The sequence below is a fragment of the Vibrio cionasavignyae genome, from assembly GCF_050337155.1.
In the GTDB taxonomy this organism is placed as follows: Bacteria; Pseudomonadota; Gammaproteobacteria; order Enterobacterales; family Vibrionaceae; genus Vibrio; species Vibrio nomapromontoriensis.
Window position 1 is genome coordinate 325,871 of sequence record NZ_JAKJSR010000012.1, and the last position, 25,816, is coordinate 351,686.

The 25,816-nt window shown below is 44.1% G+C and carries 25 protein-coding genes and 4 tRNA genes; 18 read left to right on the forward strand and 11 right to left on the reverse strand.

What is annotated here, in order from left to right:
- The first annotated feature begins 24 nt into the window (after nucleotides 1–24).
- From pgsA to L4D74_RS09365, 10 genes are all read left to right on the forward strand, one after another.
- Nucleotides 25–582: a CDP-diacylglycerol--glycerol-3-phosphate 3-phosphatidyltransferase gene (gene pgsA, locus L4D74_RS09320; protein WP_428751850.1), complete on the forward strand. Its 558-nt coding sequence runs from the start codon at nucleotides 25–27 to the stop codon at nucleotides 580–582.
- Nucleotides 583–906: 324 nt separating this feature from the next.
- Nucleotides 907–980 (forward strand) — tRNA-Cys (locus L4D74_RS09325).
- Between the two features lie 36 nt (nucleotides 981–1,016).
- Nucleotides 1,017–1,092, forward strand: a tRNA-Gly gene (locus L4D74_RS09330).
- 80 nt (nucleotides 1,093–1,172) lie between these two features.
- Nucleotides 1,173–1,259, forward strand: a tRNA-Leu gene (locus tag L4D74_RS09335).
- Nucleotides 1,260–1,299: 40 nt separating this feature from the next.
- A tRNA-Gly gene (locus L4D74_RS09340) sits at nucleotides 1,300–1,375 on the forward strand.
- A 187-nt stretch (nucleotides 1,376–1,562) separates the two neighbouring features.
- Nucleotides 1,563–2,279, forward strand: coding sequence for a riboflavin synthase subunit alpha (locus tag L4D74_RS09345; RefSeq protein WP_428751851.1), 717 nt, complete (start codon nucleotides 1,563–1,565; stop codon nucleotides 2,277–2,279).
- A 528-nt stretch (nucleotides 2,280–2,807) separates the two neighbouring features.
- Nucleotides 2,808–5,711, forward strand: coding sequence for a pyridoxal phosphate-dependent class III aminotransferase (locus L4D74_RS09350; protein WP_428751852.1), 2,904 nt, complete (start codon nucleotides 2,808–2,810; stop codon nucleotides 5,709–5,711).
- Nucleotides 5,711–6,955, forward strand: coding sequence for a carboxynorspermidine synthase (locus L4D74_RS09355; protein WP_428751853.1), 1,245 nt, complete (start codon nucleotides 5,711–5,713; stop codon nucleotides 6,953–6,955). Before L4D74_RS09350 ends, L4D74_RS09355 begins: the two co-directional genes overlap by 1 nt.
- Nucleotides 6,956–7,033: 78 nt before the next feature.
- Nucleotides 7,034–8,167, forward strand: coding sequence for a carboxynorspermidine decarboxylase (nspC, locus tag L4D74_RS09360; RefSeq protein WP_428751854.1), 1,134 nt, complete (start codon nucleotides 7,034–7,036; stop codon nucleotides 8,165–8,167).
- A 126-nt stretch (nucleotides 8,168–8,293) separates the two neighbouring features.
- Nucleotides 8,294–8,785, forward strand: a complete 492-nt coding sequence (locus L4D74_RS09365) for a peptidylprolyl isomerase (protein WP_428751855.1) — start codon at nucleotides 8,294–8,296, stop codon at nucleotides 8,783–8,785.
- A 178-nt stretch (nucleotides 8,786–8,963) separates the two neighbouring features.
- Here L4D74_RS09365 and L4D74_RS09370 read toward each other — a convergent pair whose 3' ends face one another.
- A complete protein-coding gene (locus L4D74_RS09370; protein WP_428751856.1) occupies nucleotides 8,964–9,326 on the reverse strand; it encodes a Rho-binding antiterminator in 363 nt (120 codons plus the stop codon).
- 199 nt (nucleotides 9,327–9,525) lie between these two features.
- Between L4D74_RS09370 and L4D74_RS09375 the strand changes: the two genes are divergently transcribed.
- Nucleotides 9,526–10,023 carry a hypothetical protein gene (locus L4D74_RS09375; protein ID WP_428751857.1) on the forward strand — a complete coding sequence of 166 codons (498 nt, stop codon included), beginning with the start codon at nucleotides 9,526–9,528 and terminating at the stop codon, nucleotides 10,021–10,023.
- 46 nt (nucleotides 10,024–10,069) lie between these two features.
- Here L4D74_RS09375 and L4D74_RS09380 read toward each other — a convergent pair whose 3' ends face one another.
- The 4 genes from L4D74_RS09380 to L4D74_RS09395 form a co-directional block, all read right to left on the reverse strand.
- Nucleotides 10,070–10,420 (reverse strand): putative quinol monooxygenase, encoded by a 351-nt coding sequence (locus L4D74_RS09380; RefSeq protein ID WP_428751858.1) that lies wholly within the window; start codon nucleotides 10,418–10,420, stop codon nucleotides 10,070–10,072.
- 197 nt (nucleotides 10,421–10,617) lie between these two features.
- A complete protein-coding gene (locus tag L4D74_RS09385; protein ID WP_428751859.1) occupies nucleotides 10,618–10,875 on the reverse strand; it encodes a hypothetical protein in 258 nt (85 codons plus the stop codon).
- Between the two features lie 223 nt (nucleotides 10,876–11,098).
- Complete coding sequence (locus L4D74_RS09390; protein ID WP_428751860.1) at nucleotides 11,099–11,518, reverse strand: bleomycin resistance protein; 420 nt, start codon at nucleotides 11,516–11,518, stop codon at nucleotides 11,099–11,101.
- Between the two features lie 273 nt (nucleotides 11,519–11,791).
- The gene (locus L4D74_RS09395) at nucleotides 11,792–12,448 is read right to left on the reverse strand and encodes a glutathione S-transferase family protein (protein WP_428751861.1); all 657 of its coding nucleotides are present in this window, start codon (nucleotides 12,446–12,448) and stop codon (nucleotides 11,792–11,794) included.
- Between the two features lie 167 nt (nucleotides 12,449–12,615).
- Here L4D74_RS09395 and L4D74_RS09400 point away from each other — a divergent pair, with 167 nt between their 5' ends.
- The gene (locus tag L4D74_RS09400) at nucleotides 12,616–13,452 is read left to right on the forward strand and encodes a LysR family transcriptional regulator (protein WP_428751862.1); all 837 of its coding nucleotides are present in this window, start codon (nucleotides 12,616–12,618) and stop codon (nucleotides 13,450–13,452) included.
- Between the two features lie 43 nt (nucleotides 13,453–13,495).
- Here the strand turns inward: L4D74_RS09400 and L4D74_RS09405 are convergent, their stop codons facing one another.
- From L4D74_RS09405 to cls, 4 genes are all read right to left on the reverse strand, one after another.
- A complete protein-coding gene (locus L4D74_RS09405; RefSeq protein ID WP_428751863.1) occupies nucleotides 13,496–14,119 on the reverse strand; it encodes a DsbA family protein in 624 nt (207 codons plus the stop codon).
- A 32-nt stretch (nucleotides 14,120–14,151) separates the two neighbouring features.
- Nucleotides 14,152–14,466 carry a DUF6693 family protein gene (locus tag L4D74_RS09410; RefSeq protein WP_428751864.1) on the reverse strand — a complete coding sequence of 105 codons (315 nt, stop codon included), beginning with the start codon at nucleotides 14,464–14,466 and terminating at the stop codon, nucleotides 14,152–14,154.
- 131 nt (nucleotides 14,467–14,597) lie between these two features.
- Complete coding sequence (locus L4D74_RS09415) at nucleotides 14,598–15,800, reverse strand: cystathionine beta-lyase (RefSeq protein WP_428751865.1); 1,203 nt, start codon at nucleotides 15,798–15,800, stop codon at nucleotides 14,598–14,600.
- A gap of 224 nt (nucleotides 15,801–16,024) precedes the next feature.
- Entirely contained in the window at nucleotides 16,025–17,479 is a 1,455-nt protein-coding gene (cls, locus tag L4D74_RS09420; RefSeq protein ID WP_428751866.1) for a cardiolipin synthase, read from the reverse strand.
- 488 nt (nucleotides 17,480–17,967) lie between these two features.
- Here cls and L4D74_RS09425 point away from each other — a divergent pair, with 488 nt between their 5' ends.
- The 3 genes from L4D74_RS09425 (at nucleotide 17,968) to L4D74_RS09435 (ending at nucleotide 21,176) form a co-directional block, all read left to right on the forward strand.
- Entirely contained in the window at nucleotides 17,968–19,311 is a 1,344-nt protein-coding gene (locus tag L4D74_RS09425) for a sodium-dependent transporter (protein WP_428751868.1), read from the forward strand.
- A 204-nt stretch (nucleotides 19,312–19,515) separates the two neighbouring features.
- Nucleotides 19,516–20,205, forward strand: coding sequence for a TIGR01621 family pseudouridine synthase (locus L4D74_RS09430; protein ID WP_428751869.1), 690 nt, complete (start codon nucleotides 19,516–19,518; stop codon nucleotides 20,203–20,205).
- 29 nt (nucleotides 20,206–20,234) lie between these two features.
- Nucleotides 20,235–21,176 (forward strand): class I SAM-dependent methyltransferase, encoded by a 942-nt coding sequence (locus tag L4D74_RS09435; RefSeq protein WP_428751870.1) that lies wholly within the window; start codon nucleotides 20,235–20,237, stop codon nucleotides 21,174–21,176.
- 119 nt (nucleotides 21,177–21,295) lie between these two features.
- Here the strand turns inward: L4D74_RS09435 and L4D74_RS09440 are convergent, their stop codons facing one another.
- Nucleotides 21,296–21,754 (reverse strand): META domain-containing protein, encoded by a 459-nt coding sequence (locus L4D74_RS09440; RefSeq protein ID WP_428751871.1) that lies wholly within the window; start codon nucleotides 21,752–21,754, stop codon nucleotides 21,296–21,298.
- Between the two features lie 208 nt (nucleotides 21,755–21,962).
- Here L4D74_RS09440 and L4D74_RS09445 point away from each other — a divergent pair, with 208 nt between their 5' ends.
- The 3 genes from L4D74_RS09445 to L4D74_RS09455 all read left to right on the forward strand — a co-directional run bounded on the left by L4D74_RS09445 (nucleotide 21,963) and on the right by L4D74_RS09455 (nucleotide 24,476).
- Nucleotides 21,963–22,211, forward strand: coding sequence for a DUF1289 domain-containing protein (locus tag L4D74_RS09445; RefSeq protein ID WP_428751873.1), 249 nt, complete (start codon nucleotides 21,963–21,965; stop codon nucleotides 22,209–22,211).
- Nucleotides 22,212–22,560: 349 nt separating this feature from the next.
- On the forward strand, nucleotides 22,561–23,523 hold the full coding sequence (locus tag L4D74_RS09450; RefSeq protein WP_428751875.1) for a response regulator: 963 nt from the start codon (nucleotides 22,561–22,563) through the stop codon (nucleotides 23,521–23,523).
- Nucleotides 23,524–23,528: 5 nt separating this feature from the next.
- Complete coding sequence (locus L4D74_RS09455) at nucleotides 23,529–24,476, forward strand: GGDEF domain-containing protein (RefSeq protein ID WP_428751915.1); 948 nt, start codon at nucleotides 23,529–23,531, stop codon at nucleotides 24,474–24,476.
- A gap of 26 nt (nucleotides 24,477–24,502) precedes the next feature.
- Here the strand turns inward: L4D74_RS09455 and L4D74_RS09460 are convergent, their stop codons facing one another.
- Nucleotides 24,503–25,729, reverse strand: coding sequence for an MFS transporter (locus tag L4D74_RS09460; RefSeq protein ID WP_428751876.1), 1,227 nt, complete (start codon nucleotides 25,727–25,729; stop codon nucleotides 24,503–24,505).
- Nucleotides 25,730–25,816: the final 87 nt, after the last annotated feature.

A 25,816-nucleotide genomic window follows, 5' to 3' on the forward strand; every position in this document is an offset into this window, starting at 1 on the left:
CAGTAGAATAGAGCTGATAATTATATGCGTTTAAATATACCTAACATTTTGTCTTTGTTGAGATTATTTCTCATCCCCGTTTTCGTCGTAGCGTTTTATCTACCCTACAGCTGGGCGCCCTTTGCCGCAGCAATGATCTTTTGGGTAGCAGGCTTCACCGATTGGCTGGATGGAATGCTAGCAAGAAAGCTGAACCAAACCTCTCGTTTCGGAGCCTTTATTGACCCTGTTGCGGATAAAGTACTAGTTGCCACAGCATTGATTCTTATTACCGAGCACTATCATAGTATTTGGATCACTATTCCTGCGGTTACCATGATTGGGCGTGAAATCATTATTTCAGCCTTGAGAGAGTGGATGGCAGAGATCGGCAAACGAGCGAGTGTGGCGGTTTCTTGGGTCGGTAAAGTCAAAACGGTCACACAAATGTTCGCTTTGTGGGTTTTGGTATGGCGCTATGATGACTGGATGATTTGGGTAGGTTATGTTGCTTTGTACATTGCAACGATTCTTACTTACTGGTCAATGATGCAGTATTTGGCGGCAGCGAAAGACGATTTATTGAATTCAGAAGACGAATAGAATTTAAGATGAAAAAGGCGAGCGATTAGCTCGCCTTTTTCATACTTGTAAGTTAGTTGACGTCCATTTGCTAAGATAGATTCGTTTATTTTGGCGCAGCCTACTACCGACCAACCTTCAACTTAGAGAAAATAAGCAGTTAGATTGCAAATAACCTGCATGTTTATGCTACTAAATTGAGCAAATTGCCTGTTTTTGAATGTTTATTAGGCAAACGATTCAAAATATAAAAAAATACTATTGACTCATTTGGATGATTACGTAAAATGCATCCCGTACTCAAGAGGAACTGCTTAAAGCGACCTTGAGAGTAGCAATGAAAAAGGCGCCTTGGCAGAGTGGCTATGCAGCGGATTGCAAATCCGTGGACCTCGGTTCGACTCCGGGAGGCGCCTCCATTCTCTTAACGAGAAATGGTTATGTAAGAAAAATTTGCGATACTAGCTCAGTTGGTAGAGCGCAACCTTGCCAAGGTTGAGGTCATCGGTTCGAACCCGATGTATCGCTCCAAATTTTGAATGCAGCGTAATAACGATGCATAAGATGGTGTTTTACTTTTCAGTAATCGGCATCGCAATAAAGAATTGCGTGCCCTGGTGGTGGAATTGGTAGACACAAGGGATTTAAAATCCCTCGGCGTTCGCGCTGTGCCGGTTCAAGTCCGGCCCGGGGCACCATCTATTAAAGTCTGTATAGCTTTATAGTCATTACAGCAATGCGATACTAGCTCAGTTGGTAGAGCGCAACCTTGCCAAGGTTGAGGTCATCGGTTCGAACCCGATGTATCGCTCCAATTCAAAGCCCTAGCAGAAATGCTAGGGCTTTTTGGTTTCTATCGTTTATAACCTTTCATTCTGTTTTCTATAACCTTCCATCGCCAATGTTACCGCTGCGCAGAGTGCCAATTCAGGCTTTATATTAGTGGTGGTTTTTGCCATGATGTGTGACTCATTGCAAAAACAAATGACTCTGGAGTAAGCATGTTTACAGGAATTATCCAATCTGTTGCCACCATCGACAAAATCACGGACTTAAATGGCATTCGTACGTTCGAGATTAACTTCCCTGCGGGCTTTTGTGTGGATCTTGAGATTGGTGCTAGTGTCGCGGTAGATGGCGTTTGCTTAACCGTGACAGAGCTCATTGATGATAATCGTGCTTTATTTGACGTCATGTTGCAAAGCTTATTGATTACGACTCTGAGTGAATTTAAGCAAGGTCAGCGTATTAACGTGGAACGAGCGGCTAAGGATGGTGCAGAAATTGGTGGGCACCCATTGTCTGGACATGTTGACTTTAAGACAACACTGGTGGATATCCTTCAGCAAGAAGACAATTATCGAATTCGCTTCTCTTTGCCTAAAGAGTGGAAACCTTATGTGTTCCCTAAAGGTTATATCGCGATAAATGGGGCGAGCTTAACCGTATCGGAAGTCGATAAGGAGCAAAACTGGTTTGATGTCTGGTTGATTCCTGAAACGCTGCGGATGACGACGTTTGGACATAAAGGCGCCGATGACTATGTAAACATCGAAATTGAGCGAGGCACGCAAGTCGTTGTAGATACAGTGCGAGATACCATTAAAGAAACACTGGGCCCTCTGTTACCGATGTTTGAAAAGTTTCTGGAGCAGCAGGGGGCGAATATTGATGTGATTGGTCAGGAAACGACTCGTCATCTTTCTGACAAGAAGTAAACGATTGGTTGTCGTTAGATAATGGCGCCGTGAACCATGGTTGCGGCGCTTATTCCACAGGTTTCATTTCACCATAATATCGAATGCTTCTGTGGCAAAAAACATTGCGATGCTAATGAGTTTTATGTTATTTTTCCGCGCAATCTCGGAGTGATTCTGGGGGATACGCGTTACCATCGCTTATACAGTGATGTAACGTAGGGTAGGTACTGATTATTCGAATAATCAGTAGACGGGATACTGTTGTCGCAAAGCGGCATGTTTAAGGGAAACCCAACATTGAAACTTATTAACTCACACGTTCTTACTAGCATCGTATCTCTACGTTGCCTATTTCCTAACTGTATATTTCCTAACTGTATTGTGCGCGCAAAAAGCCACATTACAGAGCCTTGATCCTAATTAGCTAATACCCGTCTAAACCGAATATTCCGTTTAGCGCTTTGTCACATCTGTCGTTTCAGATGGGGCGTATTTTGCTATCTATTTTGTTGGGAACTTACTCAGCATAAACTCTAGGTTACAGAAATGAGTACAGCATTCGATATCGAATCTACACCTTTTGTCGCGTCAATATCGGCGACTATTCCACAGGTTAATGGGGTCTATGATCTTACGCCTGACCAACTGTTGTTGGACCAAGCTGAGCATGAATCTAACGTTCGCTCATACCCAAGGCGTCTTCCCATAGCGATTAAACACGCCTATGGTGCATTGGTTGAAGATACTCGAGGGCAGGTCTTTCTTGATTGTTTAGCGGGGGCAGGCACTCTGGCTATGGGGTATAACCACCCTGAAATCAATCAAGCGTTAAAGGCTCAACTTGATTCGGGTTTGCCTTATCAAACGCTGGATATTACAACATCTGCGAAAGAGTTGTTTATTCAGCGTGTTAAAGCCTTCCTACCAAGTGAATTTTCCAAAAAATCCGTGATTCAGTTTTGTGGGCCGTCAGGCGCAGACGCCGTCGAAGCCGCCATCAAACTTGCTAAACAAACAACGGGTCGAAATACCATGTTTGCCTTCAGAGGGGCTTATCATGGCATGACCAATGGCACCATGGGAATGATGGGCAACTTGGGCACGAAAGCTCGTCGTACAGGGCTGATGTCTGACGTGCATTTCATGCCATTTCCCTATGATTTAAGGTGTCCATTTGGTCTTGGTGGCGATGCGGGCGCTAAACAGAGTATTCGTTATATTGAGCGTCTGCTTAATGATGACGAGGCTGGCATCATGAAACCCGCGGCCATGATTGTTGAGCCAGTCCAAGGTGAAGGTGGGGTTATTCCGGCTCCGGCTTTTTGGCTTAAAGAACTCAGACGCCTTTGTGATGAACACGGTATTTTGTTGATTTTAGATGAAATTCAGTGTGGTGTCGGTAAATCAGGCTACCGATTTGCGTTTGAAGAGTCTGGGGTTTCACCAGATATTTTATGTTTATCTAAGGCAATAGGTGGCGGGTTACCCATGTCCCTGTTGGTCTTTGACAAGGCCATTGATACTTGGCAAGCCGGAGAACATACCGGCACATTTCGTGGTAACCAATTAGCCATGGTTTCTGGCGCTAAAGCGCTAGAAATTATAGAGCGTGACAATCTTGTTGAACATGCCAACGTGGCTGGTGCCTATTTGCGTTTAGGGTTAGAGCGAATTCAGAGCCGTGTAAATTGCATTGCCCAAGTGCGTGGAATGGGGCTTATGCTTGGTTTTGAAGTGATGAAGCCGACAGGAGAGAAAAACAAATTTGGTGAACCTCTTGCTGATGGTGAACTGACGCTAGCCATTCAACGAGCGGCGTTGGAACGTGGATTAATGGTAGAGAAAGGCGGACGTGATGGTTCAGTCATTCGTTTGTTGCCACCACTGATTATTTCCTATGAACAGATTGACTTTGCCTTACGTGTGCTTGAAGAAGCGATCATTGTGGCGGGTGGCGGAGAAAAAACACCACAAGATGCCAAACGCTTGGATTGGGAAAAACACTTTGTCCATACAGGCGCAAACGGTAGCAATGAGTTTGCTCAGGTCATGAATCACACCACTCAAGCAATGAAAGAAGTGCTTGAACAAACTGAAGCGCCATATTCCGCGCTTGATCCAAAGCAACTTGAAGCAGCAATTAATGCCGTGAACTTGGACAGGAATCACCACAGCTTGCAGACCGTCGTGGACAATACGGCTGATCTCGTTGCCAGAAACGCCATTTTCACCCAACACCCTCATTGTATCGCTCACCTTCACACTCCACCACTCATGCCGGCGATTGCAGCAGAAGCCATTATTGCCGTCTTGAATCAATCTATGGATTCTTGGGACCAAGCTTCTTCAGCGACGTATGTTGAGCAGAAAGTACTGAATTGGCTGTGTGAACGCTATGAGTTAGGGGAACTGGCGGATGGTGTTTTCACAAGCGGCGGTACACAAAGTAATTTAATGGGCTTGCTGTTAGCGCGAGATCGCATTGCTGACATTACCACTGGGCACTCTATTCAAAAGCATGGAATGCCAAGTTACGCCGATAAATTGCGTATTGTCTGCTCCGATAAATCCCATTTTACTGTGCAAAAGTCTGCATCACTGCTAGGGCTCGGTGAAAGCGCTGTACATTGTGTTGCAACTAATGATGACGGCACCATTCAGCTTGAGGCATTGCAGGCAGATATTTTGTCCTTGCAACAGCAGGGGCTAATACCATTTGCTTTAGTGGGTACCGCTGGCACGACAGACCATGGCGCTATCGATGACCTCAATGAATTAGCTGCTGTCGCCAACGTTCATAATATGTGGTTTCACGTCGACAGTGCGTACGGTGGGGCATTGATTCTTGGCCGTCATAAAACCAAATTGCAGGGCATTGAAAAAGCGGATTCTGTGAGCGTCGATTTTCATAAGTTGTTTTATCAAACCATTAGCTGCGGCTCGCTGCTGATAAAAGACAGAAGCAATTTCAAGTATCTGTTGCATCACGCTGATTATCTTAATCGAGAGCACGATGAACTGCCGAACTTAGTCGATAAGTCGATTGCGACTACTAAACGCTTTGATGCGCTAAAGGTCTTTATGACGATGCAAAGTGTTGGACCAGATGCGCTAGGTAGCATGGTTGATCATCTTATTGATCAAACTCAGGATGTCGCCGAGCTTGTTAGCCAACATAGCCACTTTGAGTTGCTTGCAACCCCATCACTTTCAACGGTGCTGTTCAGAGCGACTCATCTTCAAGCGGAAGAGTTAGATTCGCTCAATCAAAAAATTAGACTAGAAGCGCTGACTCAAGGCGTTGCGGTTCTAGGCGAGACGGTCGTGAACGGGCACTCTGCCTTAAAATTCACAATTCTTAATCCTTGTTTAACGCTTTCGCATTTTGAAGCGTTACTGAACAATATTCATCAATTAGCCCTAGAGCTAGTAGCAAAGGAAACCAAATAATGGCAGTTTTACAAATCGGTGCAGGTGGCGTTGGTTGGGTTATCGCACATAAAGCGGCGCAAAATAACCAAGTATTGGGCGATATTACTATTGCATCACGCACCGTCGCTAAATGCGAAAAAATTATCGAATCCATCAAGGGTAAAAATAACCTCCAAGATCCGACTAAGGCGTTGCAAGCTCGCTCGGTCAATGCGGATGATGTGGATGCTTTGGTTGCGCTTATCAAAGAAGTTCAACCAGATCTTGTCATCAACGCTGGCCCTCCATGGGTAAACATTGCAATCATGGAAGCGTGCCTACAAGCTAAAGTGTCTTATCTTGATACCTCAGTTGCCGTTGATCTTTGTTCAGAAGGGCAGCAAGTGCCACAAGCTTATGATTGGCAATGGGGCTTTCGCGACAAATTCAAGGAAGCGGGCATTACGGGCATCTTGGGCGCTGGATTCGATCCTGGCGTGGTGAGTGTTTTTGCTGCGTACGCGGTTAAACATTTATTTGATGAAATCGACACGATTGATGTCATGGATGTGAATGCTGGTGATCACGGTAAGAAATTTGCGACTAACTTTGATCCAGAAACCAATATGTTAGAGATTCAAGGTGACTCCTTCTATTGGGAGAACGGTGAATGGAAGCAAGTGGGCTGCCACTCTCGTATGCTTGAGTTTGATTTCCCGCTTGTTGGTAAGCATAAAGTGTACTCAATGGCGCACGATGAAGTGCGTTCTATGCAAGAGTTTATCCCAGCTAAGCGTATAGAGTTTTGGATGGGCTTTGGTGATAGTTACTTAAACTATTTCAATTGCATGCGTGACATTGGTTTACTGAGTCCAGACCCAGTAACATTGCACGATGGTACGGAAGTACATCCGTTGCACGTTCTTAAAGCGCTGCTGCCAGACCCAACATCGCTTGCTCCGGGGTATACGGGTAAAACCTGTATTGGTACTTGGGTTCAGGGGACGAAAGATCGTCAGCCTCGTAGCGTGTTTATCTATAACAATGCCGATCATGAAGTGGCGTATGAAGATGTAGAACATCAAGCTATTTCTTACACGACCGGCGTTCCTGCTATCACCGCTGCACTTCAATATTTCCGAGGTGAATGGGCTGAAGCCGGCGTGTTCAACATGGAACAGCTTAACCCTGATCCATTCCTCGCGACGATGCCAGAGATTGGTTTAGACTGGCATGTTCAAGAACTTGAAGTGGGTCAGCCTGATATTCAAATTTTGAAGTAGTAGACAGTAGCAAGGCAAATCAATCCAAGCCGATGTATTGAACATCGGCTTTGTTGGATCTTTATGAGTGATTAAATCATGCAAAACAGCGAATTAAAAACGCCTTATTTTATGATCAATGAAGAAAAATTGATCGCTAATTTAGACAAGGCAAAGCAACTTAAAGAGTGCTCTGGCGTTAAGTTAGTACTGGCACTAAAGTGTTTTTCTACTTGGGGTGTTTTTGATGTCATCAAGCCTTATCTTGACGGCACAACAAGCAGTGGACCGTATGAGGTTAGACTTGGTCACGAAACATTTGGTGGGGAGACGCATGCCTACAGCGTCGGCTACACCGAAGATGATGTGAAAGAAGTGGCGGGGCTTTGCGACAAACTGATTTTTAACTCACAGTCTCAGTTATCAGCGCATCGTCATTTAGTGGAAGGAAAAGCTTCCATTGGCTTGCGACTAAACCCAGGTGTGAGCTATGCCGGACAAGACTTAGCGAATCCAGCAAGGGAATTCTCTCGCTTAGGCGTACAAGCGGATCATCTTGACCCGACCGTTTTTGATTCGATTGATGGCGTGATGTTTCACATGAATTGTGAAAATAAAGATGTGGATGCATTTACGGCGCTGTTAGATGCGATTTCAATGCAGTTTGGTGATCAATTAAATAAGCTAGACTGGGTGAGTCTAGGCGGGGGCGTCTTTTTCACTTGGCCTGATTATGATATTGAGAAGTTGGGACAAGCGCTAAAACATTTTGCCGAAAAGCATGGGGTTCAACTTTACCTAGAGCCGGGCGAAGCGATCATTACCAAGACGACAGATTTGGTTGTTACAGTGGTCGATATTGTTGAGAACGGTATGAAAACGGCCATTGTGAATTCTGCGACAGAAGCACATCGATTGGATACCTTGATTTACAATGAACCGGCTTCAATTCGCGAAGCGAGCGATAACGGCTCACATGAATATGTTATCGGCTCATGCTCTTGTTTGGCTGGAGACCAGTTTTGTGTCACTCAGTTCGAGCATCCGTTAGCGATTGGTCAGCAATTGCATATTGAAGACAGCGCGGGCTATACCATGGTGAAATTAAACTGGTTTAATGGTTTAAAAATGCCGGCGATATTTTGTCAGCGAGTGGATGGGCGAATTCAAAAGCTTAATGAATTTGGTTACGACGACTTTAAGCGCTCACTGTCTCAGTGGCCGATTGATTAGCCGTGATAATCTGCCTTGACGAATGAGAGGCGACCCATCAAACTGCGAGCCGAAAATGAGACGCGATTCACATTCACAACGGTGGGAGAATCGCGTAGCGACTGAAACATAACTTAAGTGATGACTATGGTAATTATCTCAACCAATTTTGGCGATATTGAAATTGAAGTGAATCTTGAAAAAGCTCCTGTGAGTGCTAAGAACTTTGTTAAATACTGTCAGGAAGGCTTTTATGAAGGCACGATCTTTCATCGCGTCATCGATGGCTTTATGATTCAAGGAGGTGGGTTGGATGAGACAATGACGGAAAAACAGACTCACGCACCTATCGTCAATGAAGCGAATCGTGGTTTGAAAAATACTCTCGGTACCATTGCGATGGCCAGAACGGATGCGCCTCATTCAGCAACGGCTCAGTTCTTTATTAACCTGGATAACAATGACTTTTTAGATCATACCGCAACGACGAATAATGGTTGGGGGTATGCCGTGTTTGGTCAAGTTACCGCCGGCATGGAAGTGGTGAATGCCATTGCTAAAGTGAAGACAACTTCAAGGTTAGGACATGATGATGTGCCTAACGATGTGATTATCATCCAACGAGTCACGGTTCAGTAATTAGGACGGCTTTAAGTGCTTTGTCCCTATTTAACTTCTCGTTAAATAGGGGCTGGTGGGGTAAAAGAGGTTAAAGCTGAGTCTAGGCTGTCTTCAAATAGTCGCACGGTCTTTATTAGTTGCATAGCCTCAATGTCCTGTCGCTTCCACTATGTCATGTCGCTTTAGCTATGTCCTGTCACTTTAACTCTGTCATCACGATCGATGTGATGTGTGGGTTGTCGTTCAGCACATCAATTCGACTTATTCTAGAAAGAACGATGAGCGAGTCCGCACCTTTGCAGTGTATTTTTACGCACTCTTCTTTATGTTCATTTCTCAGTATATCTATCGCAATACCTTCAATGTCCTGTGCTACTTCCATAACTTCATCATGGTGACCACTTTGCGACTGTATTTTATACGCAATGCGAATGGGATAGCGATAGAGGCATAGTAGCTCTAATTGATCATAGTGAGAACAAGACGGCATCGTAATAACCCCATGATTACGTTTGTTAGCAATTGATGGAAGAGTAGTAAAAGTCGGACTCTTTTGCATAGTGGAATTCAAATTGGACTGGATGAGTAGCCGGGGTTTTTGGCTGGTGACAGAGTATGACTAAACCTTTGGTACCCCGTATTGGGACGCAAGGAAAAGGTTACAGTATATGGAATGCGGCTTTGTAGCTGCCTTGCGGCGAAGAGCTGTCTAGTTTAATGTAATGCTCATTGATTATAATTTTCGTCATGTGAGAATCATGCAGCTATTAGCCGATAAGACAGGAGAGCAGTTTCTCCAGATTATAGAAAAGACCGGTGATCGAGTTCGAGTGCAGTTTATTTCCAATGAAGGCATCACAAAAGGTAAACCTTTTTCTGATCGCTTGTCCGGGTTATTACTCGCGGGTTGGAGTGAAAGGCAGACATCAACGGCGATTGGACTTGAGCGCTTCCATCAAGGTGCGCTTGAAGATGAAAAGGTGAGCTTTTCACTTCATCAGCTGTTTCCATTAGGTCGTAAAGTTAGACTACCAAGTAACGAGGTAGTGACAATTGCAAGTTATGCGAATACTCACCAAGGTGGTTACTACATGTATGTACGTGCTAACGGTGTACTTAAACGCTTAAAAATGGAAGCATCATGGCAGTTACTCCCTTCAGACAAGTTACTTGCGCTACCTTATTACCCTGCACCACGAACCCAAACTGAACTTGATAATATCGACAGTTTTGATGCGTGGGCGGGTGGATTTTAGAACGAGACGTCTTTTCGTCTCGATATTGTCGTCATATTAATCAAGGTTACTCGTAAATTGGCGCGTCGAAGTCATAGCCCTCATCGCTATAAGCGGTAACAATCGCATCTTCAACAAGTCCAGTCTCGGCTTGAACTTGAGTTTTGAAGAAGTGCTGAATCTGTTTTCTTCTTCCGTGAGCTGCCCATGAATCCGCATCTTCCCATATTTCATTAAAGACGATTGGGTAGTCATTTCGCGTAGCACTCGGGTGATCGATCTGACGTGTTAGCATGTATTGAATACAGCCCTCTTCACGATATGAATCAGGTTCTAAGGCTTTTAGTACCTCAAACAATTCAGCTTCCTTACCCGATTTAGGCTTAAATTGTGCCAATACATATACTCGGTTCGTCATGGTATCTCCTTGTTAGTTAGTGTTTTATTATGTTAATGATATTATTGTTAATTGTCGTAAGTGGGGCACAATAGAGGAAAGTGCCACGAGAAGCGAGCGATATGAATCAAAAGGTATCCAATGATAGATTTTTGTGATGAGTTGTTGGAAAACCATGATAACGGCGATGTACACTTTAGTGTGCTTTCCCGCTAAGACTAAATAACTGATATTACGACTCTTTCTTCTTGGTCGATCACTTCCATAATGACGCCATGTGCATCAGGGTCTAAAGCAGCGCTTAGGAGTGCTTCCAACTGCTCGCTATTTTCACTAAAGCGAATGATGAGGTCATTTGGGAGCAACGATATGAGCGAGCGAGAAATGCAAAGAGGAAAGCTGACGGATTCGACAACAGTACTTCTATCAACAATTTTATTATCAATATTGTAGGTTTCTATTGTTAATTTACGCATATCACGCGTTATGAACCAAGTTGTCTACGTGTAATTCAATGCTAGGACAGCGACCGGAAATTATCTACCTTTCTTTGGTAGGATTTATGTGAAGATAATAGTGTTATGCAATGTAACTAAGTGCATATAAATAGAGTTGTCACTTGGTATATGCTTTTTACGGTAAAACAACCAGACACAGTAGAATTCAAACGCTCTAGATTTGGCAAGCAAAGTGTCTCTTTTAGGTTTCTTTGACTAGCTCGGTGTTACTCTCGCAAAATCGAATGAGATAGCCGTTTGGGTCTTGTACTACGAATTGTTTTTGTACCACGGTATCATCACCACAGAGATAGTCGGTATTTTCGATAGGAAGGTAAATACTATCTGGAGAGTGTTGTTTGATATGGGCGTAAAAGGCGTCGATGTGATAGGTGTCCCATTGCAAATTAACGCCTCGCCCTAGCGGATACTCAAGTGCACCGGTAATCCAGCGTCGCCCATCACCGTTTAAGCCTTCTAACATGAGATCGATACCGTGGCGAGTTAGGAAGACAAACGCTTCACTCGGGCGTTGATATTTCACCCGAAAACCAAGCACATCCACGTAAAAGTCGATGCTACGCTGAATATCAAAACAGTACAGCTCTGGGACCACTCGCATTTATTCACCTAAGTATATAATAATATGAAAGTTATCTTAGGCGATGTGGCGTAGCAATGTTGTGAGGTCGGTGATATTTGCGCGTAATTGCCGCCTTTCAAAGAATGATAGATTTCAAATATATGCTATGCGTCTCATTTTATGTAGGGCAATAGATACAAAGACGGGGTGCCATGTAAAAGGATGAAGAAAGAAGCCTGTCTAATTTAGTAGCTGCGAGAATATCGCAGCTACTAATCGTGAATAGGAGTATCTAGGCTCAGGGCCGCGTCATTAATCGATATTGACGGGCTCTCCAGCCTCATCCTCCTCGACGATCTCAGTTTCTTCTAGCGCTTGTATTAACCATTGTTTTATCGCAGGGCTGTTTAGAACGGTTTGTTGATATTGCGTTGCTTGCTCTGACAATGGAATTTGATAGGTAGCAAATCGCAGCGCAATCGGCGCAAACATAGCGTCGGCGATTGACCATTCGCCAAACAGCCATTGATTAGGGTATTGGCTCATCTGCTGCGCCCAAATTTGTTCAATACGAGCGATGTCTTTTCGGGCGTCACTGGATAGGGACACTTTACGAGACGCGCGGCAGTTCATCGGCATTTCAGTGCGAATAGCCATGAAGCCTGAATGCATTTCATTGGCGATAGCTCTAGCGGTTGCTCGCTGCTGTCGGTCTTGGGGCCAGCAGCAATGGTTTAAGTATGCCTCGTTAACGTATTCCAAGATAGCGAGTGAATCCCAAACCGTGGTATCCCCATCGATAAGTAAGGGAACTTTGGCCGTCGGACTCACTGGTTGTAGAGTTTGGTAAAACGAATCGGTAAATAGCGATAGTTTGATAATATCTGGGTTGAGGTCATGTTGAGCAAAAATAAGCCATGCTCTTAATGACCAGCTCGAGTAGTTTTGGTTGCCGATATATAACTGCATAGTTAACCTCCTTGTTTTCGGTTGCAATTAACCTTAAAGGATTGTTTTTCGTATAACTAACGGATAGTTTTGATGTCAGCCATCAATAAAAACGATGGGTAACACCTAAACCGGCATTAATAGATAGTTCGCACACTGATGATGAGTGTTCAAGGAAGAAAAGCGTTATGGATATAGAGGCACTACGAAGTTTTTTAGCCTACGTTGAAACGGGGAGCTTTACTCGAGCGGCGCGGCAAATTAATCGAACTCAATCGGCATTCAGTGCCCAGATGAAAAAGTTGGAAGTTGAACTTGGGGCACCACTGTTTGTAAAAGAGGGGCGGAACTTAAGTTTAAGTGAAGCGGGTCTGCAGCTCAGTGTTCATGCGACACAATTAATCTCGCTGCACGATAGTGCGGTGAATCAACTACAAGGTTATCAAAATAAACGTTCTCTAAAACTAGGTTGCCCTGAAGATTATAATCATTCGGTATTACCCAAAGTGGTCAAGCGGCTGCAACGCTTAGCACCGATGTGTTCGATTCAGATCTTTAATGAACCAAGCACCACACTGCGACGTTGGTTGGATGAGGGTAAAATTGATGCGGCCATTATCACGCGCTCTCCTGATAGTGAAGAAGGGTACTGGCTGACCTCTGATCAAGGCGTATGGATTGCCTCGCCATCTTTTGTTGAAAACGACAATCAGCCGCTTCCTTTGGTATTATTTCAAGCCGATTGTAAATACCATGCCGCAGCGATTGATGGTTTAACGAAACAAGGACGAGAGTTTCAACTTTTGGCATGTTGTAATTCTGCTTCGGCGCAAAATGCCTTGGTTAATGCCGGACTTGCTGTTGGCGCAATGGGTAAGCTGAGTGTGATGGAAGGCATGACTATTTTACAAACTATGCCAGCGTTGCCCTCGGTTGACATAGTGTTATCTGTTGGGGCGGCTCCGCATCCATTACTCCATCAAGATGTGCTTCAGCAAAGCTTGTTGCGAAACATCATGGATTAGATGGTAACTATGAAAGCGAATCCGCGCAGCTACCGAACAAACATTAAGGGGTTTCTGCTATCAGGCGTCTCACTAGCTTGATGGTCGTTGTCGGATTTATATAATCGATAGGTAACGCCGTTACTCTGCCTTGCTGTGAGACAAACAGTGATGGGAAACTGTTACCCCCCATTGAACGCGCAAATTGAATTTCTTCCAGTAAGGCTTGCTGCGTGGATTGTCTTAAAAAATCCGTTTCAAATTGCACCATATCTAAGCCGATATCTTGCGCCAGTGCGATAAGTACATTGTTATCGCTCGGGTTCTTTGCCTGCAGGTAGTAACCTTGCTGAATGGCTTGATTCATCGCTTGTTCTGCATTCTGTTTTCTGGCGGCAAGGATCGCGCGACATGCTGGGTAAGTCGCTCTACGAGGGGTGTTTTTAGACCAAAACTCGTAGTTAAATTCAGCGCCAAGCTCCTGTTCGATTCGCTGCCAATAGGACGCGATTTGTCGTTGCATCGCCTCCGGCATTGCTACGTCGGTGTCTGGTGCCAGACCGCCTAGCACATACTGGATCGTGATTTCCTGCTTAAGGCTATTCTGGATGATGCCCCATGTTGGCTTGAATCCCCAGCACCAAGAGCACATTGGGTCGTAGACGTAATAGAGCGTCGCAGTGGTCATAGCCAGTAATCCTTTACTTAAAGAGTGGAACGTTAGTCGATATGAGTGTTATTGAGGGCGTAATTCCATACGCGATAAAAGTAAAAAATGTAGCCAATACCAAGCGTTAGAATAGAAATAATGAACCATAGCAGGACGTGCCCAAGATCACTAAATAAATCAATATCGCATTTCATCTTCCTTTCTACGCCGTTTGCATCAATAAGATAAGTGCGGTTGAGAATGAATTTAGAAAACGAATAGGGGAAAAAAAACAGTGCAATGCCAAAAGTCACAATGGAAAGAATGAGCCACAATATTAGGTGACCGATAATGTCAAAAATGGCGACATCAGCTTTTAATCTCATAATGTTATTCCTATGAAGTCAAATAGAAAGCGATACGGTAAGTGACAGCAAACCGTAACGCTATTGAAACTTAATAGGGCTTCCCACCATTAAAGATGCAAGCCGCTATCGTTGATTATGGCCAAATTTAATTAGCTTGTAGGTGCGTCTTGAATCACCTCATTGTAGCGTGCAAAGGCAGCATCAAGATCAACCAAAAGATCATTCACATCTTCTAAGCCGATATGAAGTCGAATGAGTGTACCAGTAAAGTTTGGATGAGCGACGGTACGTAGCGAGTTAAAGCTTTTTGGCTCATTTGCGAGCACTAAACTTTCAAATCCACCCCAAGAATAGCCCATGCTAAAGTGACTCATTCCGTCTAAGAAAGCTGTGGTAGCTCGTGGATAAGATGTTTTTAGGACGAAAGAAAACAGACCATTACCACCAGTAAAGTCGCGATGATAAAATTCACTTCCCGGACAAGTCTCTAACGCAGGATGTCGAACATGATCGACTTCAGGACGCTCCGCGAGCCAATTTGCCACCGCTAAACTATTTTCAGCATGTTGGCGTAGTCGTACATCGAGTGTACGAATACCGCGTAAGCCAAGATAAGCATCGTCTGGCGATACGCATTGGCCCATCAGATAGCTCTGTTCACGTAATTGATCCCAGTACTTTTCTGAGGCAACAGCAGTGCCAAGCATGACATCAGAATGACCAACAATGTACTTCGTTGCCGCCTGAATCGAGATATCGACACCAAAATCAAACGGTGAAAAGTTCACCCCTGCGCCCCAGGTATTATCAAGCATGACGATGACATCTTGCTCTTTAGCAATGGCTGCCATGGTAGGCACATCTTGAACTTCCATGGTGACGGACCCTGGTGATTCCAAAAATAAAATTTTGGTATTTGGTTGAATAAGATCACGAATGCCGGCGCCGATCGTTGGGTCATAATAGGTGGTCTCAATTCCCATTTTTTTCATGATGGTGTCACAGAAATCACGTGTTGGTTCATAGCAAGTATCAACCATTAAAATATGATCACCCGTTTCGACAAACGCCAGAATGGCATTAGAAATAGCAGCGGTGCCACAGGGGTAAAGTGCACACCCGGCGCCGCCTTCAATTTCCGTCATTGCGTCTTGGAATGCAAAGTGGGTATTCGTACCACGACGGCCATAGAATAGAGTCTGCTTAGCTCGGTTGATTGTGGCGTGGTTTTTTTCTGCAACCGTGTTAAATACAACGGTAGACGCTCTTTGTACCGGAGGATTTACCACTCCGTTTGTCCATTTTTTATCGCGACCGGCGGTAACAAATTTAGTTATTTTACTTTCTGACATCAAGAATCCCTGTTTGATTGGCTAGTTTGTCACGATGCTAATGTTAAATTCACCGAAACCTTTGTTATCAAGGATTTCTAGCGTTGTAATGAGCGATGTGAACGGAGAAAAGTGTAACTAGCAATAAAACACGAAGGCTCAAGAGTTTCAAGTCCTTAGCCTCGTGTTTTACTGAATCTTTAAGGGAGAGCCCCAGAGCAGATGTGCTCTGGGAGAATTGGCTGTTATAGCAGAGGGTTAAATAAGTAGAATAGACGCTCGAAAAATCGATGGTATAAGCTTCTCTGCTGCCACTGGGTAGCGTCGATCATTTCTGAGTGCAATATATAGCTGTGTTGTAACTGGTTCATTTGTTCGGTAAAAATCGGGTCTTCAACCGCCAGTGTTACTTCGAAATTGAGCCATAAACTACGCATATCCATGTTGACCGTGCCCACAAGGCAAAATAGTTCATCAATAACGACGGATTTAGTGTGGAGCAGACCACCATCAAACTCATGGATCTTTACGCCCGCATTAAGTAACTCAGAATAGAAGGCGCGTGATGCCCATTGCACCATTAGTGAGTCATTGTGCTTAGGAATAATTAGGTCAACAGTGACGCCACGCTGCGCAGTTGTTTTTAATGTTTCTAGCAAGTCGGCACTAGGAACAAAGTAGGGCGTAGTAATGGTGACAGAGCGTTCTGCTTGATGCATGGCTAATGTTAGAACCTGCCCAATCAGTTGATCTGGCATACCTGGACCTGAAGGTACAACTTGGATTGGTTTCGAGTCTTGAGGAATATCAATTTGACAGTCAGGATGTACCGGAAGGGTACGATCCCCCGTTTCTACCTCCCAGTCCCAACAGTGAATTGCCGATAGTACGTTCACGGTTGGGCCTTCAATTCGTACCATGATGTCAATCCATTGACCGACGCCAGAGTTTTGCTTGAAAAAGGCGGGATCAACCATGTTCATTGAGCCTGTATAGGCCACTTCATCATCAATAGCGATGATTTTTCGATGCTGTCTTAAATCGAGGCGTCTTAAAAAGATACGCCATGGAGAAACCTCGAGCCCTTCCACTAACTCAATACCGGCACCACGCATCATTTTGGCCCAATGGCTACGGAAAAATGTGGGGCTGCCAGCGGAATCTAATAATACTTTTACCTCAACTCCTCGCTTTGCCGCTTGGATAAGCGCTGCTGCAACTGAGTCGGCCAACCCACCGGGGTGCCAAATATAAAACACCATACGAATACTGTGTTTTGCTTGCTCAATGTCTTTGATAACGGAACGTAAGCTAGACTCAGGGGTAGTATGCAATTGCAACGTGTTGCCACAAAGAGCAGGGATGCCCATTCTATTGTTACAAAGGTTGTCAATCTTGGAAATGTGAGTGCCAAGTCCGTCTTGAGTGTGCGCTTTGCAGTCATTTAATTGATGAAACCAATCGCCGAATGGTTGAAACATGACGCGAGCTCGTTCGGCTCTTTTGCGACCGAGGTTTAGCTCTCCAAACATAAAGTAACAAAGGACACCAACAACTGGAATGATGTAGATAACCATGAGCCATGCCAATGAGACACTGACAGCACGACGTTTGAGTACGACTCGCAATGTGACACCGGCAACCAGTACCCAGTAAAGGCCAATGCCAGCAAGCGTGAGAAAATGATAGACCTTGTCCATGTCGCCTCGATAGAAGAACGGTAATTAGAGAATAATCGTGTAATCAAGTATTTGGAATAGTCGCGTCGCTGTCAAATAGTTACTGAGATTGCTGAGCCTATTTACCGTACTTTTCAGTAGTGGTTTGCGAAACTACGATTACACCGGATGCTTACATTGCCAATGATAGCACTGCTTATATTCATAATAGGTATAGTTATATGCTGGCTGATGGCCAATAAGTAAGCAAATAATACTTAAAATGACCAATGTACAAATGAATATAGCGGCGGGGCTTTCAATTGTATTGGTTAGATGTTTTAATTGCTAGATGCCTTGGTCAGGTAATAACTTCTCTAGATGTATTGATTTGTTTACACCTTACTGGCGATACCCACCGCAACATAAGGAAAGGTCTGTTTTACGTGAAAGCAGACGATCGTGTTGTGATTCACTTCAGGATAGTAACCAACTACTTCGTCAAATTATGACGAAAATTGGTACCAATAATGACAAGTTCCACCCGAGGACAATTTACTTCCCGCTTCGGCTTTATTATGGCTGCAGCCGGCTCCGCTGTCGGTCTAGGTAACGTTTGGGGGTTTCCAACCCAAACGGCAAGTAATGGCGGCGCCGCCTTCCTTTTAATTTACCTGTTAATGATGGCGCTGTTAGCTTACCCAATGCTGGTTGCAGAATTAACGATTGGCCGTTTTGGGCAATCTAACCCTATTGCTTCACTGCGAAAAATATGGACAAAAAATAAGTTCTTAGCGGTAGCATTTGGCAGCATAGCAATGCTCACAGCCTCAATGATTCTAAGCTTTTATGCCATTTTGGCAGGCTGGCTAATTGGTTTCGGTGCAGAGCCGATCCTTCAGTTGATAGGACTCCACAGCCTTGCTGATTGGTTGGTAACGTTTAGTACCGGGCGAAACGTCTTTTTGACCGTGTTGTTTATGTCTCTGACGGTATTTGTTGTTCGACGCGGTGTCGCCGATGGTATTGAAAAATGGTCGTCGCGCTTAATGCCGCTGCTGTTTGGTCTGTTTTTGTTATTGATTATCTATATCTTGACTCAAGATGGTGCAATGGCCGGTTTGAAAATGTACCTGATTCCAGATTGGAGTCATGTTAATGCTGGATTGGTGGTCAACGCGATGGGGCAGGCTTTCTTCTCGCTTTCCTTAGGTGTGGGAGCCATGATGGTTTATGGGTCGTACTTGAAAAAAGACGTTAATATCCCTAAAACCGCGGGACAAGTTGCGATTATTGATACCGGTGTGGCGTTCTCAGCTGGGCTTCTAATTATGCCCGCTATGTTCGTTGCAAAAGCGAATGGCGTACAGATTTTTAATGAAGTTGGCGAACTGATTAGCTCTGGCAACCTGGTTTTTGTGGTACTACCAAGTTTGTTTGACACTATGGGGTTTGTTGGTGAGTTTCTCAGTGTGGCATTCTTTGCCTTAATGGTTATCGCAGCATTAACCTCGTCGATAGCAATGCTAGAAGTGCCAGTTGCTTGTTTACACGAAGAAATGAACATTAAGCGCGATAAAGCAGCAATGATGCTAGGTGGAATTATCCTACTTTGCAGTACCATTATTGCCGCTAACTTTGGTCTTCTGTTTGATTGGGTGGCCACCGCTTCAACCATGTACATGCAGCCGTTACTCGGTGTGGTATGGGCAGTCGTGATTGGATGGGTGTGGCATAGAAATGCGCTTCTTCAAGAAATTAAGCAAGGTCACCCAGAAATAGAGACGACGTGGTTTTGGAAGATCTGGCCATGGTATGTCAAGTTTGTGTGCCCAGTGGCTATCTTAACGGTGTTTGCGTATCCGTTTCTTTAAACATGAATAACGCGAGTACTATGCTTGTAACTTGAGCTTCGTGTCTCGCGTTCGCTTCAACGCTGATGAATTAATGCCAATCGGACTTTGTGCGATTGGCATTTGTTATTTGTAGCGTTGAAAATGACACTAGCGCTATTATCGCTGCCTATTTGCTTTGTTTTGTGTATGATCGGCGCCAGTAATTTGCCCTGTGTAGTGTCTATGTTTGATATTCAATTTGAAAATGACCACTTTGTGGTCATCAATAAACACCCCGGCGTCAGTGTACATAAAGACGATGGCGATACCATGCTGGTGGAAGAGGTAGCAAAAGTTACCGGTGACGCCAAACTGTATCTTGTGCATCGTTTGGATAAGATGACGTCAGGTATTTTGCTGTTAGCCAAGAATGCTGCGATTGCTGCCGAATTGTCGCAACTTTTTGCTAATAAACAGATAGAGAAGTTCTATTTAGCGATTGGTGAGAAGAAGCCGAAAAAGAAACAGGGGCTAATTTCCGGCGATATGGAGCGTTCACGACGTTCGATGTGGAAATTGATGGCGACGAAGACTAATCCCGCCACGACTCAATTCTTTTCAGTAGCTGGTGATAATGGCGAGCGGGTGTTTTTGTGCCGCCCTTTAACGGGTAAGACACACCAAATCCGAGTTGCGCTAAAGTCGGTGGGGTCTGCGATTGTTGGGGATCCTATATATAACGTCAGTTCAGAGTCCGATCGTGGTTACCTTCATGCTTTTGCGCTGCGTTTTTCTTGTTTAGACACGGACTACGAGTTTGTGTGTGATCCAAGAAGCAATACGATTTATGGTGACAAATGGCACTCAGACGCAGTGAGCAATGCCATTCGTGCTTGGGCTACCCCTTGGAATTTGACGTGGCCGAAAAAATAGTGAAAGGCTAAGATTCGTGGAGAATAACGATGCATAAAGATAATCTGGTCGAGTTTTTTGAAGAAGTAACATCACAACTGACCCTAGCTCCGAACGAAGTTCGCCGGCTTTTCCATGGACGAGGTAAGCGTTGGCCTGGATTAGAGCAACTCACTTGTGATTGGGTAAACAATCAGTTGTTGGTGAATGTTTTTAAGGAAGTGGATGAAAGCTTCATTAATGCGTTGACGGATGGTTTAGAGCAAATAGTGAACAGCGAGTTATGGCAAGCCAAAGCTGGGCAGTGTGTTGCGATTCAGCATCGCTACCTAGATGGAGCGCCAATGAGCGTAGTCTGGGGAGAGTTAGATACACGTCCGGTGGTGATGGAATCTGATTGTAAGTACCAATTGGATATAGGGCGTAACCAAAATTTCGGTTTGTTCTTAGATATGCGCCTTGGCCGGGATTGGGTGAAAGCCAACGCAGAAGGGAAGCGGGTGCTTAATCTCTTTGCCTATACGTGTGGCTTTTCTGTTGCCGCAATGGAAGGGGGCGCGACACAAGTTGTCAACGTTGATATGGCTCGCTCGTCACTAAATAAAGGGCGTGAGAACCACCGTGCCAATGGGCATGATCTTTCAAATGTAACGTTTCTAGGCTACGACATTTTCAAGTCGTGGGGAAAAATCAAGAAGTGCGGCCCTTACGAGTTAGTGATTATTGATCCGCCATCTTTTCAAAAAGGCAGTTTCGCACTCACTAAAGACTATAAAAAGATCTTACGTCGCTTACCTGAACTAATGACAGAAAGTGGCGAAGTGATCGCTTGCGTTAATTCGCCAGTCGTTACCCCAGATTTCCTGATTGATAGCATGAAAGAAGAAGCGCCGGGACTGCAGTTTGTGGAGCGGCTAGAGAATCCGCCAGAATTTGCCGATATTGACCCTGATGCGAGTTTGAAAGTCCTGCTGTTTAGAACAACCAATTAGTCAGTCGTTTTGCGAGATGGGCGTACTATTTGAGATAATATATGCCTAAGTGACGTGATGAGCAGACATAAAAAACGGCGCCTACGAGTAGGTGCCGTTTGTTTGTCATCATTGGGTGATTAGTTTACCCAATCTTTCAATTCAAATGTTAGCGTATGCTCACTACCTTTAAGTTCTAGGCTGTCTTTTGTAAGATGGATCTCGCTCCAATCGGATAATGCTTTTGACATTGTCATTTCAACGTTCATTGCATTATCACCACACATCTTCATGGTCATACCCATTTTTTCGATACGGAACTGACCATCTTTGAGTTCACCCTGACCAAAGAAGTTGTTGCATCCAGCGCTACCGTTTGCCGTCATCTTTTCACCGATCTCTAGGCGAGGTTGTTGGCCTTGTTCGTCGAGTTGAATCGCTTTGCCATCAATCTGAACTAGATTCCAATTATGGTGTTGAAGATCCTGAGCGGTTACGGTTGCCATAGGTTCCTCTGCACTGTTATTTGCAGCAGTACACGCGGTAAGTAATACAGGTACCGCGATAGCAGCCAGTAGCGTCTTTGAAAAAATCTTCATAGTATGTGTCTCCAACTAAATGAAATTATTGATAAGTATAATTAATAAAACACTGTTTTTTGTCAGGCGAGCGTTATCTTTAGTATAGTGTTTTTTTAAGGGTACCGATAATATACGATCGAATTAACAGCAAGAATTACTAAATTGTATTAATTTGAGACTATTCTTACTAAGTTGAATTCTAAGGGACAGCATAGGGAGGTCAGTGATGGAGCAATTAGAGTTTTTCAACGTTCCGAGCCCATGTGTTGGAGTATGTTCGGTTGATAATAAAGGCTATTGTCAAGGTTGCATGAGAAAAAGAGAAGAGCGTTTTAATTGGCTTTCTTTTACGCCAACTCAACAGCTGCACATTATTAAACTATGTCGTCAGCGCTATCGGCGAAAAATGGCAAAAGCTAGACAAGAAGATGCGTTACAAGATGATCTGTCAAACCCACAACAAAGTCTATTCTAGTGCTGTGTAAATTACCTTCGTTTTTTCTATTCTTCGAATAATTAGCCTCTAATACAATGACGTTGTTTTGAATAGCCCCAATTTGCATCAATGCAGCGGGTATCACTGTTATTTATTGCCAGGGTTGCTTTCATACGGGCAACGACACAGTTAAGTTAGTGACGATCCATAATTTATCGCATGTTATAAAATGCTGTTAATTTTATCAATCATGATGGTATTAGGTGTGAATTTTCAAGAAGCGTGAGTAAGCGCGAGAAGTGTGATCTTAGTTCATGAATTCTCTGGCTACCTAATGAGAATTCTGTTTATATAGTTAGGGACAGTTATGTAAAATGCGAATAGATTCATGCAGATACTTATTTGTGACGATTCTTCCGTTGCTCGAAAGAGCTTAGAGAGAAGCATTGTAGCACCAGAAAACAGCCATATTATTTTTGCTGAAGATGGATATCAAGCTCTTGATATTCTTCGAGAAGGTAACATCGACCTTATGTTTTTGGATTTAACTATGCCAAAAATGGATGGCTTCGAAGTACTGGCTCTGATGAAACATGAATCTATATCCACAAATATTGTAGTGATATCTGGTGATATTCAGCAAAAAGCTCAGGAACGTTGTTTTCAACTCGGTGCCTATGCTTTCATTGAAAAACCACTAAAGCAAGAAATTGCTGAGCCGCTATTTCATGATTTAGGATTAGAATTCCGTCTTCCCGAGATTACCAAGAAAGCTTTTACCATTAAACAGAGTGTTGAACGGTTTCGTGAAACCGCCAATATAGCGTTAGGTAAAGGGGCATCAGTTATTGCTCAGCAATTAAAAGAGTTTATTCAATTACCCGTTCCTACTGTTGGCGATCTTTCTTTTGGTGAAGTGACCATGATGATAGAAGACAATCTTAGCCGTGAGGATAACTATACGGTCGCGCAACGATTTGTTGGTGGCGGCATGCATGGTGAGGCGCTAATTTGTATTACCGGAAGTGATATTAACCAAGTCGGTTTGCGGTTTGGGTTTGATCAAGGTGAGTGTACTCGTGATGAATTAGTGGTGAATCTATCAAACGTGCTGGTTTCTTCATTTCTAGTTTCAATGTCAGAACAGCTGGGCGTAGAGTTTTCACTTCGAGAACCATTGCGAATAGACCATTTCGCGCCTCAAAACTCAATGATGAGCGACTCTGAGCACATATTTACCACAGAATATACCTATGACGCAGAAACGTTGGACTTAAATTGCTCCGTATTGTTTATGTTTGACCAAGAATCAGTGGATATTATTCATAGGCAGATGGAGATATTACATTGAAAACGATGACATTAGAGTTGTCCGACTTTCACTGGACGATGCAGCTTATAGATACTTTAGACGCAGGGTTAATTGTGGTGGATAAGGAGCATAAGGTCTGTGCTTGGAACAGTTTTATGCAAAACTACAGTGGAGTGAATGCGGATCAAATTATGGGCAGAAGCCTGTTTGAATGTTATCCAAACCTTCCAGAGAAATGGCTCAAGACTAAGCTCAGTTCAACCGAAAAAATGCGCACTCGTGGTTTCTCTAATTGGAAAGATCGGCCGATTATTTTTGAATTTAAAAACTTCTCCCCAATTTCTCAAGGGTTGCTAAACATGTATCAGAACATGGTTATCACCCCTTTAAAGTCACCAACTGGAGAGATCACTCATTTTGCTATCATGCTGCAGGATGTGTCAGACATTGCCAAGAGTCAGATGCATCTAAAGCGCTCTAATGAGAAGCTGACAGAGTTAGGGCGGGTTGATGGGTTAACTGGGTTATTTAATCGCGCTTACTGGGAATCGTGTGTAATTGAAGCGTTTAATGAGGCCAAAACAAAAGGCAGACAGCCGACATTAGTCATGTTCGATATTGACTACTTTAAACGAGTGAATGACAACTTTGGCCATTCTTTTGGTGATGAAGTGATTAAAGAAACGGCGAGTCAATTAAGCAAAGCTGCGAGAGGTAGTGATGTTTGCGGTAGATACGGTGGAGAGGAGTTTGCTGTGTTGCTTAACGATACCACTGCCGATCAAGCATACTACTTTGCTGAGCGCTTAAGAAAACGTATTGAATCGCTCGATATTGAGACGGCGGAAGGTGCACTAAAGTACACCATCAGCTTAGGGATTGCCGAGTTAACGGGCAATGATAGTAACCATGTCGAGTGGTTGAAACGAGCTGATAAAGCCCTTTATCAATCAAAAGAAGATGGCCGAAACAGTACGAATATCGCTAGCTAACCTGCGGTTTAGCAACGCAGACAACACTACGCCCTGGGTACTTTGGATTGGTTCCGCGCAGGGATATTGCGGTAGTGATACATCAATATAACGACTGTCGCGACGGCTAAGACTCCAATACCACTGGTAGCTAAGAACACCATGACTCCTTGGATATCCTGATGATCCAGTTGATGGCCGACAATATAAGTCCCTATTGAAAACCCGATAGAAACCGCGGCAGCCATATAACCTTGGCTGGTTGCTGGTCCAAAAGGGCTAATTTCATCGGCGAAACTCGCAATGGAGATATCATTCCATGCGCCATTAATGATTGAGATAAGTATTAACGATAACGGAAACAGAGCCAAAACATCGTTTCCGAACATTAACCAAATACCGACACCCACGAAGGTATTTATCGTCACAGTTCCTAGCCAAAGAATGTGACTGCCATGTTTTTCCATCCACCTTCCAGCCGGTGCCAACGCGACTAACGTAATCAGCGCTGCAGCTGCCATGCCAAATGAAGAATGAGACAGCTCGACATCAAAAGCCTGCGCTATAATAACAGGCCCCATCTCAACCATATTTGACCCTACAAACATTGACAGTAAAACACACAAAACAAAGCAAAACCAAAGCAACGTAGAGTTTGTCTTTGGCGTAGAGCTTACAGTAACGCTCTCTTGTGTTGGATGATTAGACTGCATTGAGTGAATAGATTGTGGAGGATGCAATAGGCTGATAGCGAGACAGGCGATATCCAGTGACAGTAGGGCGGCAAGTTGCACAGTCGACGAAAGTGAGAAATGGTGCAAAATCCCCATGGTGATGCCAGCAATGACCACACCTGCCATTTGAAATTGAAATAATAGCCGTAACGCATTGGCTTTTTCTTTTGCTTCTTGGTTTAGGCGAATAGCAAAGGTTGGATTAAGGATGAGTAATAGGTTACTTCCTAAACCAATACATAACGCGACAAACCAATAGTGCCAATGCGTCTGATTAACAAATAACAAAATAAATAAAGCGAGGCAGTGACAAAGCATCGCCCCCAGGTGTAGTTGGCGATGAATTAAGTAGCGGTCGGCAATAGCGCCTAGCAGCGGTGCCACCAAGCCAGTCAGGCCCAAAATTAACATGACTTGGCCGACTAATAAGCCACTGGATGTGCGCTGCAAAATGAGTGGAGCAATAATAATAGCCACACCAATCCATTGAACAATGCCCATGGATGCTTGGCTTGTTAGCCATAAAGATGATCGTTTCATTATTTGTACTCGAGGGAGATGTCGAGCTAATAGTGTACGTGAAATGCTCAAACGACCAGCGGTCACTGAGCGTCAAATTACTTGACG

Coding starts and splice junctions, on each gene's coding strand:
- pgsA (WP_428751850.1), top strand. CDS start 25: ATGCGTTTAAATATACCTAACATTTTGTCTTTGTTGAGATTATTTCTC.
- L4D74_RS09345 (WP_428751851.1), top strand. CDS start 1,563: ATGTTTACAGGAATTATCCAATCTGTTGCCACCATCGACAAAATCACG.
- L4D74_RS09350 (WP_428751852.1), top strand. CDS start 2,808: ATGAGTACAGCATTCGATATCGAATCTACACCTTTTGTCGCGTCAATA.
- L4D74_RS09355 (WP_428751853.1), top strand. CDS start 5,711: ATGGCAGTTTTACAAATCGGTGCAGGTGGCGTTGGTTGGGTTATCGCA.
- nspC (WP_428751854.1), top strand. CDS start 7,034: ATGCAAAACAGCGAATTAAAAACGCCTTATTTTATGATCAATGAAGAA.
- L4D74_RS09365 (WP_428751855.1), top strand. CDS start 8,294: ATGGTAATTATCTCAACCAATTTTGGCGATATTGAAATTGAAGTGAAT.
- L4D74_RS09370 (WP_428751856.1), bottom strand. CDS start 9,326: ATGCAAAAGAGTCCGACTTTTACTACTCTTCCATCAATTGCTAACAAA.
- L4D74_RS09375 (WP_428751857.1), top strand. CDS start 9,526: ATGCAGCTATTAGCCGATAAGACAGGAGAGCAGTTTCTCCAGATTATA.
- L4D74_RS09380 (WP_428751858.1), bottom strand. CDS start 10,420: ATGACGAACCGAGTATATGTATTGGCACAATTTAAGCCTAAATCGGGT.
- L4D74_RS09385 (WP_428751859.1), bottom strand. CDS start 10,875: ATGCGTAAATTAACAATAGAAACCTACAATATTGATAATAAAATTGTT.
- L4D74_RS09390 (WP_428751860.1), bottom strand. CDS start 11,518: ATGCGAGTGGTCCCAGAGCTGTACTGTTTTGATATTCAGCGTAGCATC.
- L4D74_RS09395 (WP_428751861.1), bottom strand. CDS start 12,448: ATGCAGTTATATATCGGCAACCAAAACTACTCGAGCTGGTCATTAAGA.
- L4D74_RS09400 (WP_428751862.1), top strand. CDS start 12,616: ATGGATATAGAGGCACTACGAAGTTTTTTAGCCTACGTTGAAACGGGG.
- L4D74_RS09405 (WP_428751863.1), bottom strand. CDS start 14,119: ATGACCACTGCGACGCTCTATTACGTCTACGACCCAATGTGCTCTTGG.
- L4D74_RS09410 (WP_428751864.1), bottom strand. CDS start 14,466: ATGAGATTAAAAGCTGATGTCGCCATTTTTGACATTATCGGTCACCTA.
- L4D74_RS09415 (WP_428751865.1), bottom strand. CDS start 15,800: ATGTCAGAAAGTAAAATAACTAAATTTGTTACCGCCGGTCGCGATAAA.
- cls (WP_428751866.1), bottom strand. CDS start 17,479: ATGGACAAGGTCTATCATTTTCTCACGCTTGCTGGCATTGGCCTTTAC.
- L4D74_RS09425 (WP_428751868.1), top strand. CDS start 17,968: ATGACAAGTTCCACCCGAGGACAATTTACTTCCCGCTTCGGCTTTATT.
- L4D74_RS09430 (WP_428751869.1), top strand. CDS start 19,516: ATGTTTGATATTCAATTTGAAAATGACCACTTTGTGGTCATCAATAAA.
- L4D74_RS09435 (WP_428751870.1), top strand. CDS start 20,235: ATGCATAAAGATAATCTGGTCGAGTTTTTTGAAGAAGTAACATCACAA.
- L4D74_RS09440 (WP_428751871.1), bottom strand. CDS start 21,754: ATGAAGATTTTTTCAAAGACGCTACTGGCTGCTATCGCGGTACCTGTA.
- L4D74_RS09445 (WP_428751873.1), top strand. CDS start 21,963: ATGGAGCAATTAGAGTTTTTCAACGTTCCGAGCCCATGTGTTGGAGTA.
- L4D74_RS09450 (WP_428751875.1), top strand. CDS start 22,561: ATGCAGATACTTATTTGTGACGATTCTTCCGTTGCTCGAAAGAGCTTA.
- L4D74_RS09455 (WP_428751915.1), top strand. CDS start 23,529: ATGACATTAGAGTTGTCCGACTTTCACTGGACGATGCAGCTTATAGAT.
- L4D74_RS09460 (WP_428751876.1), bottom strand. CDS start 25,729: ATGAAACGATCATCTTTATGGCTAACAAGCCAAGCATCCATGGGCATT.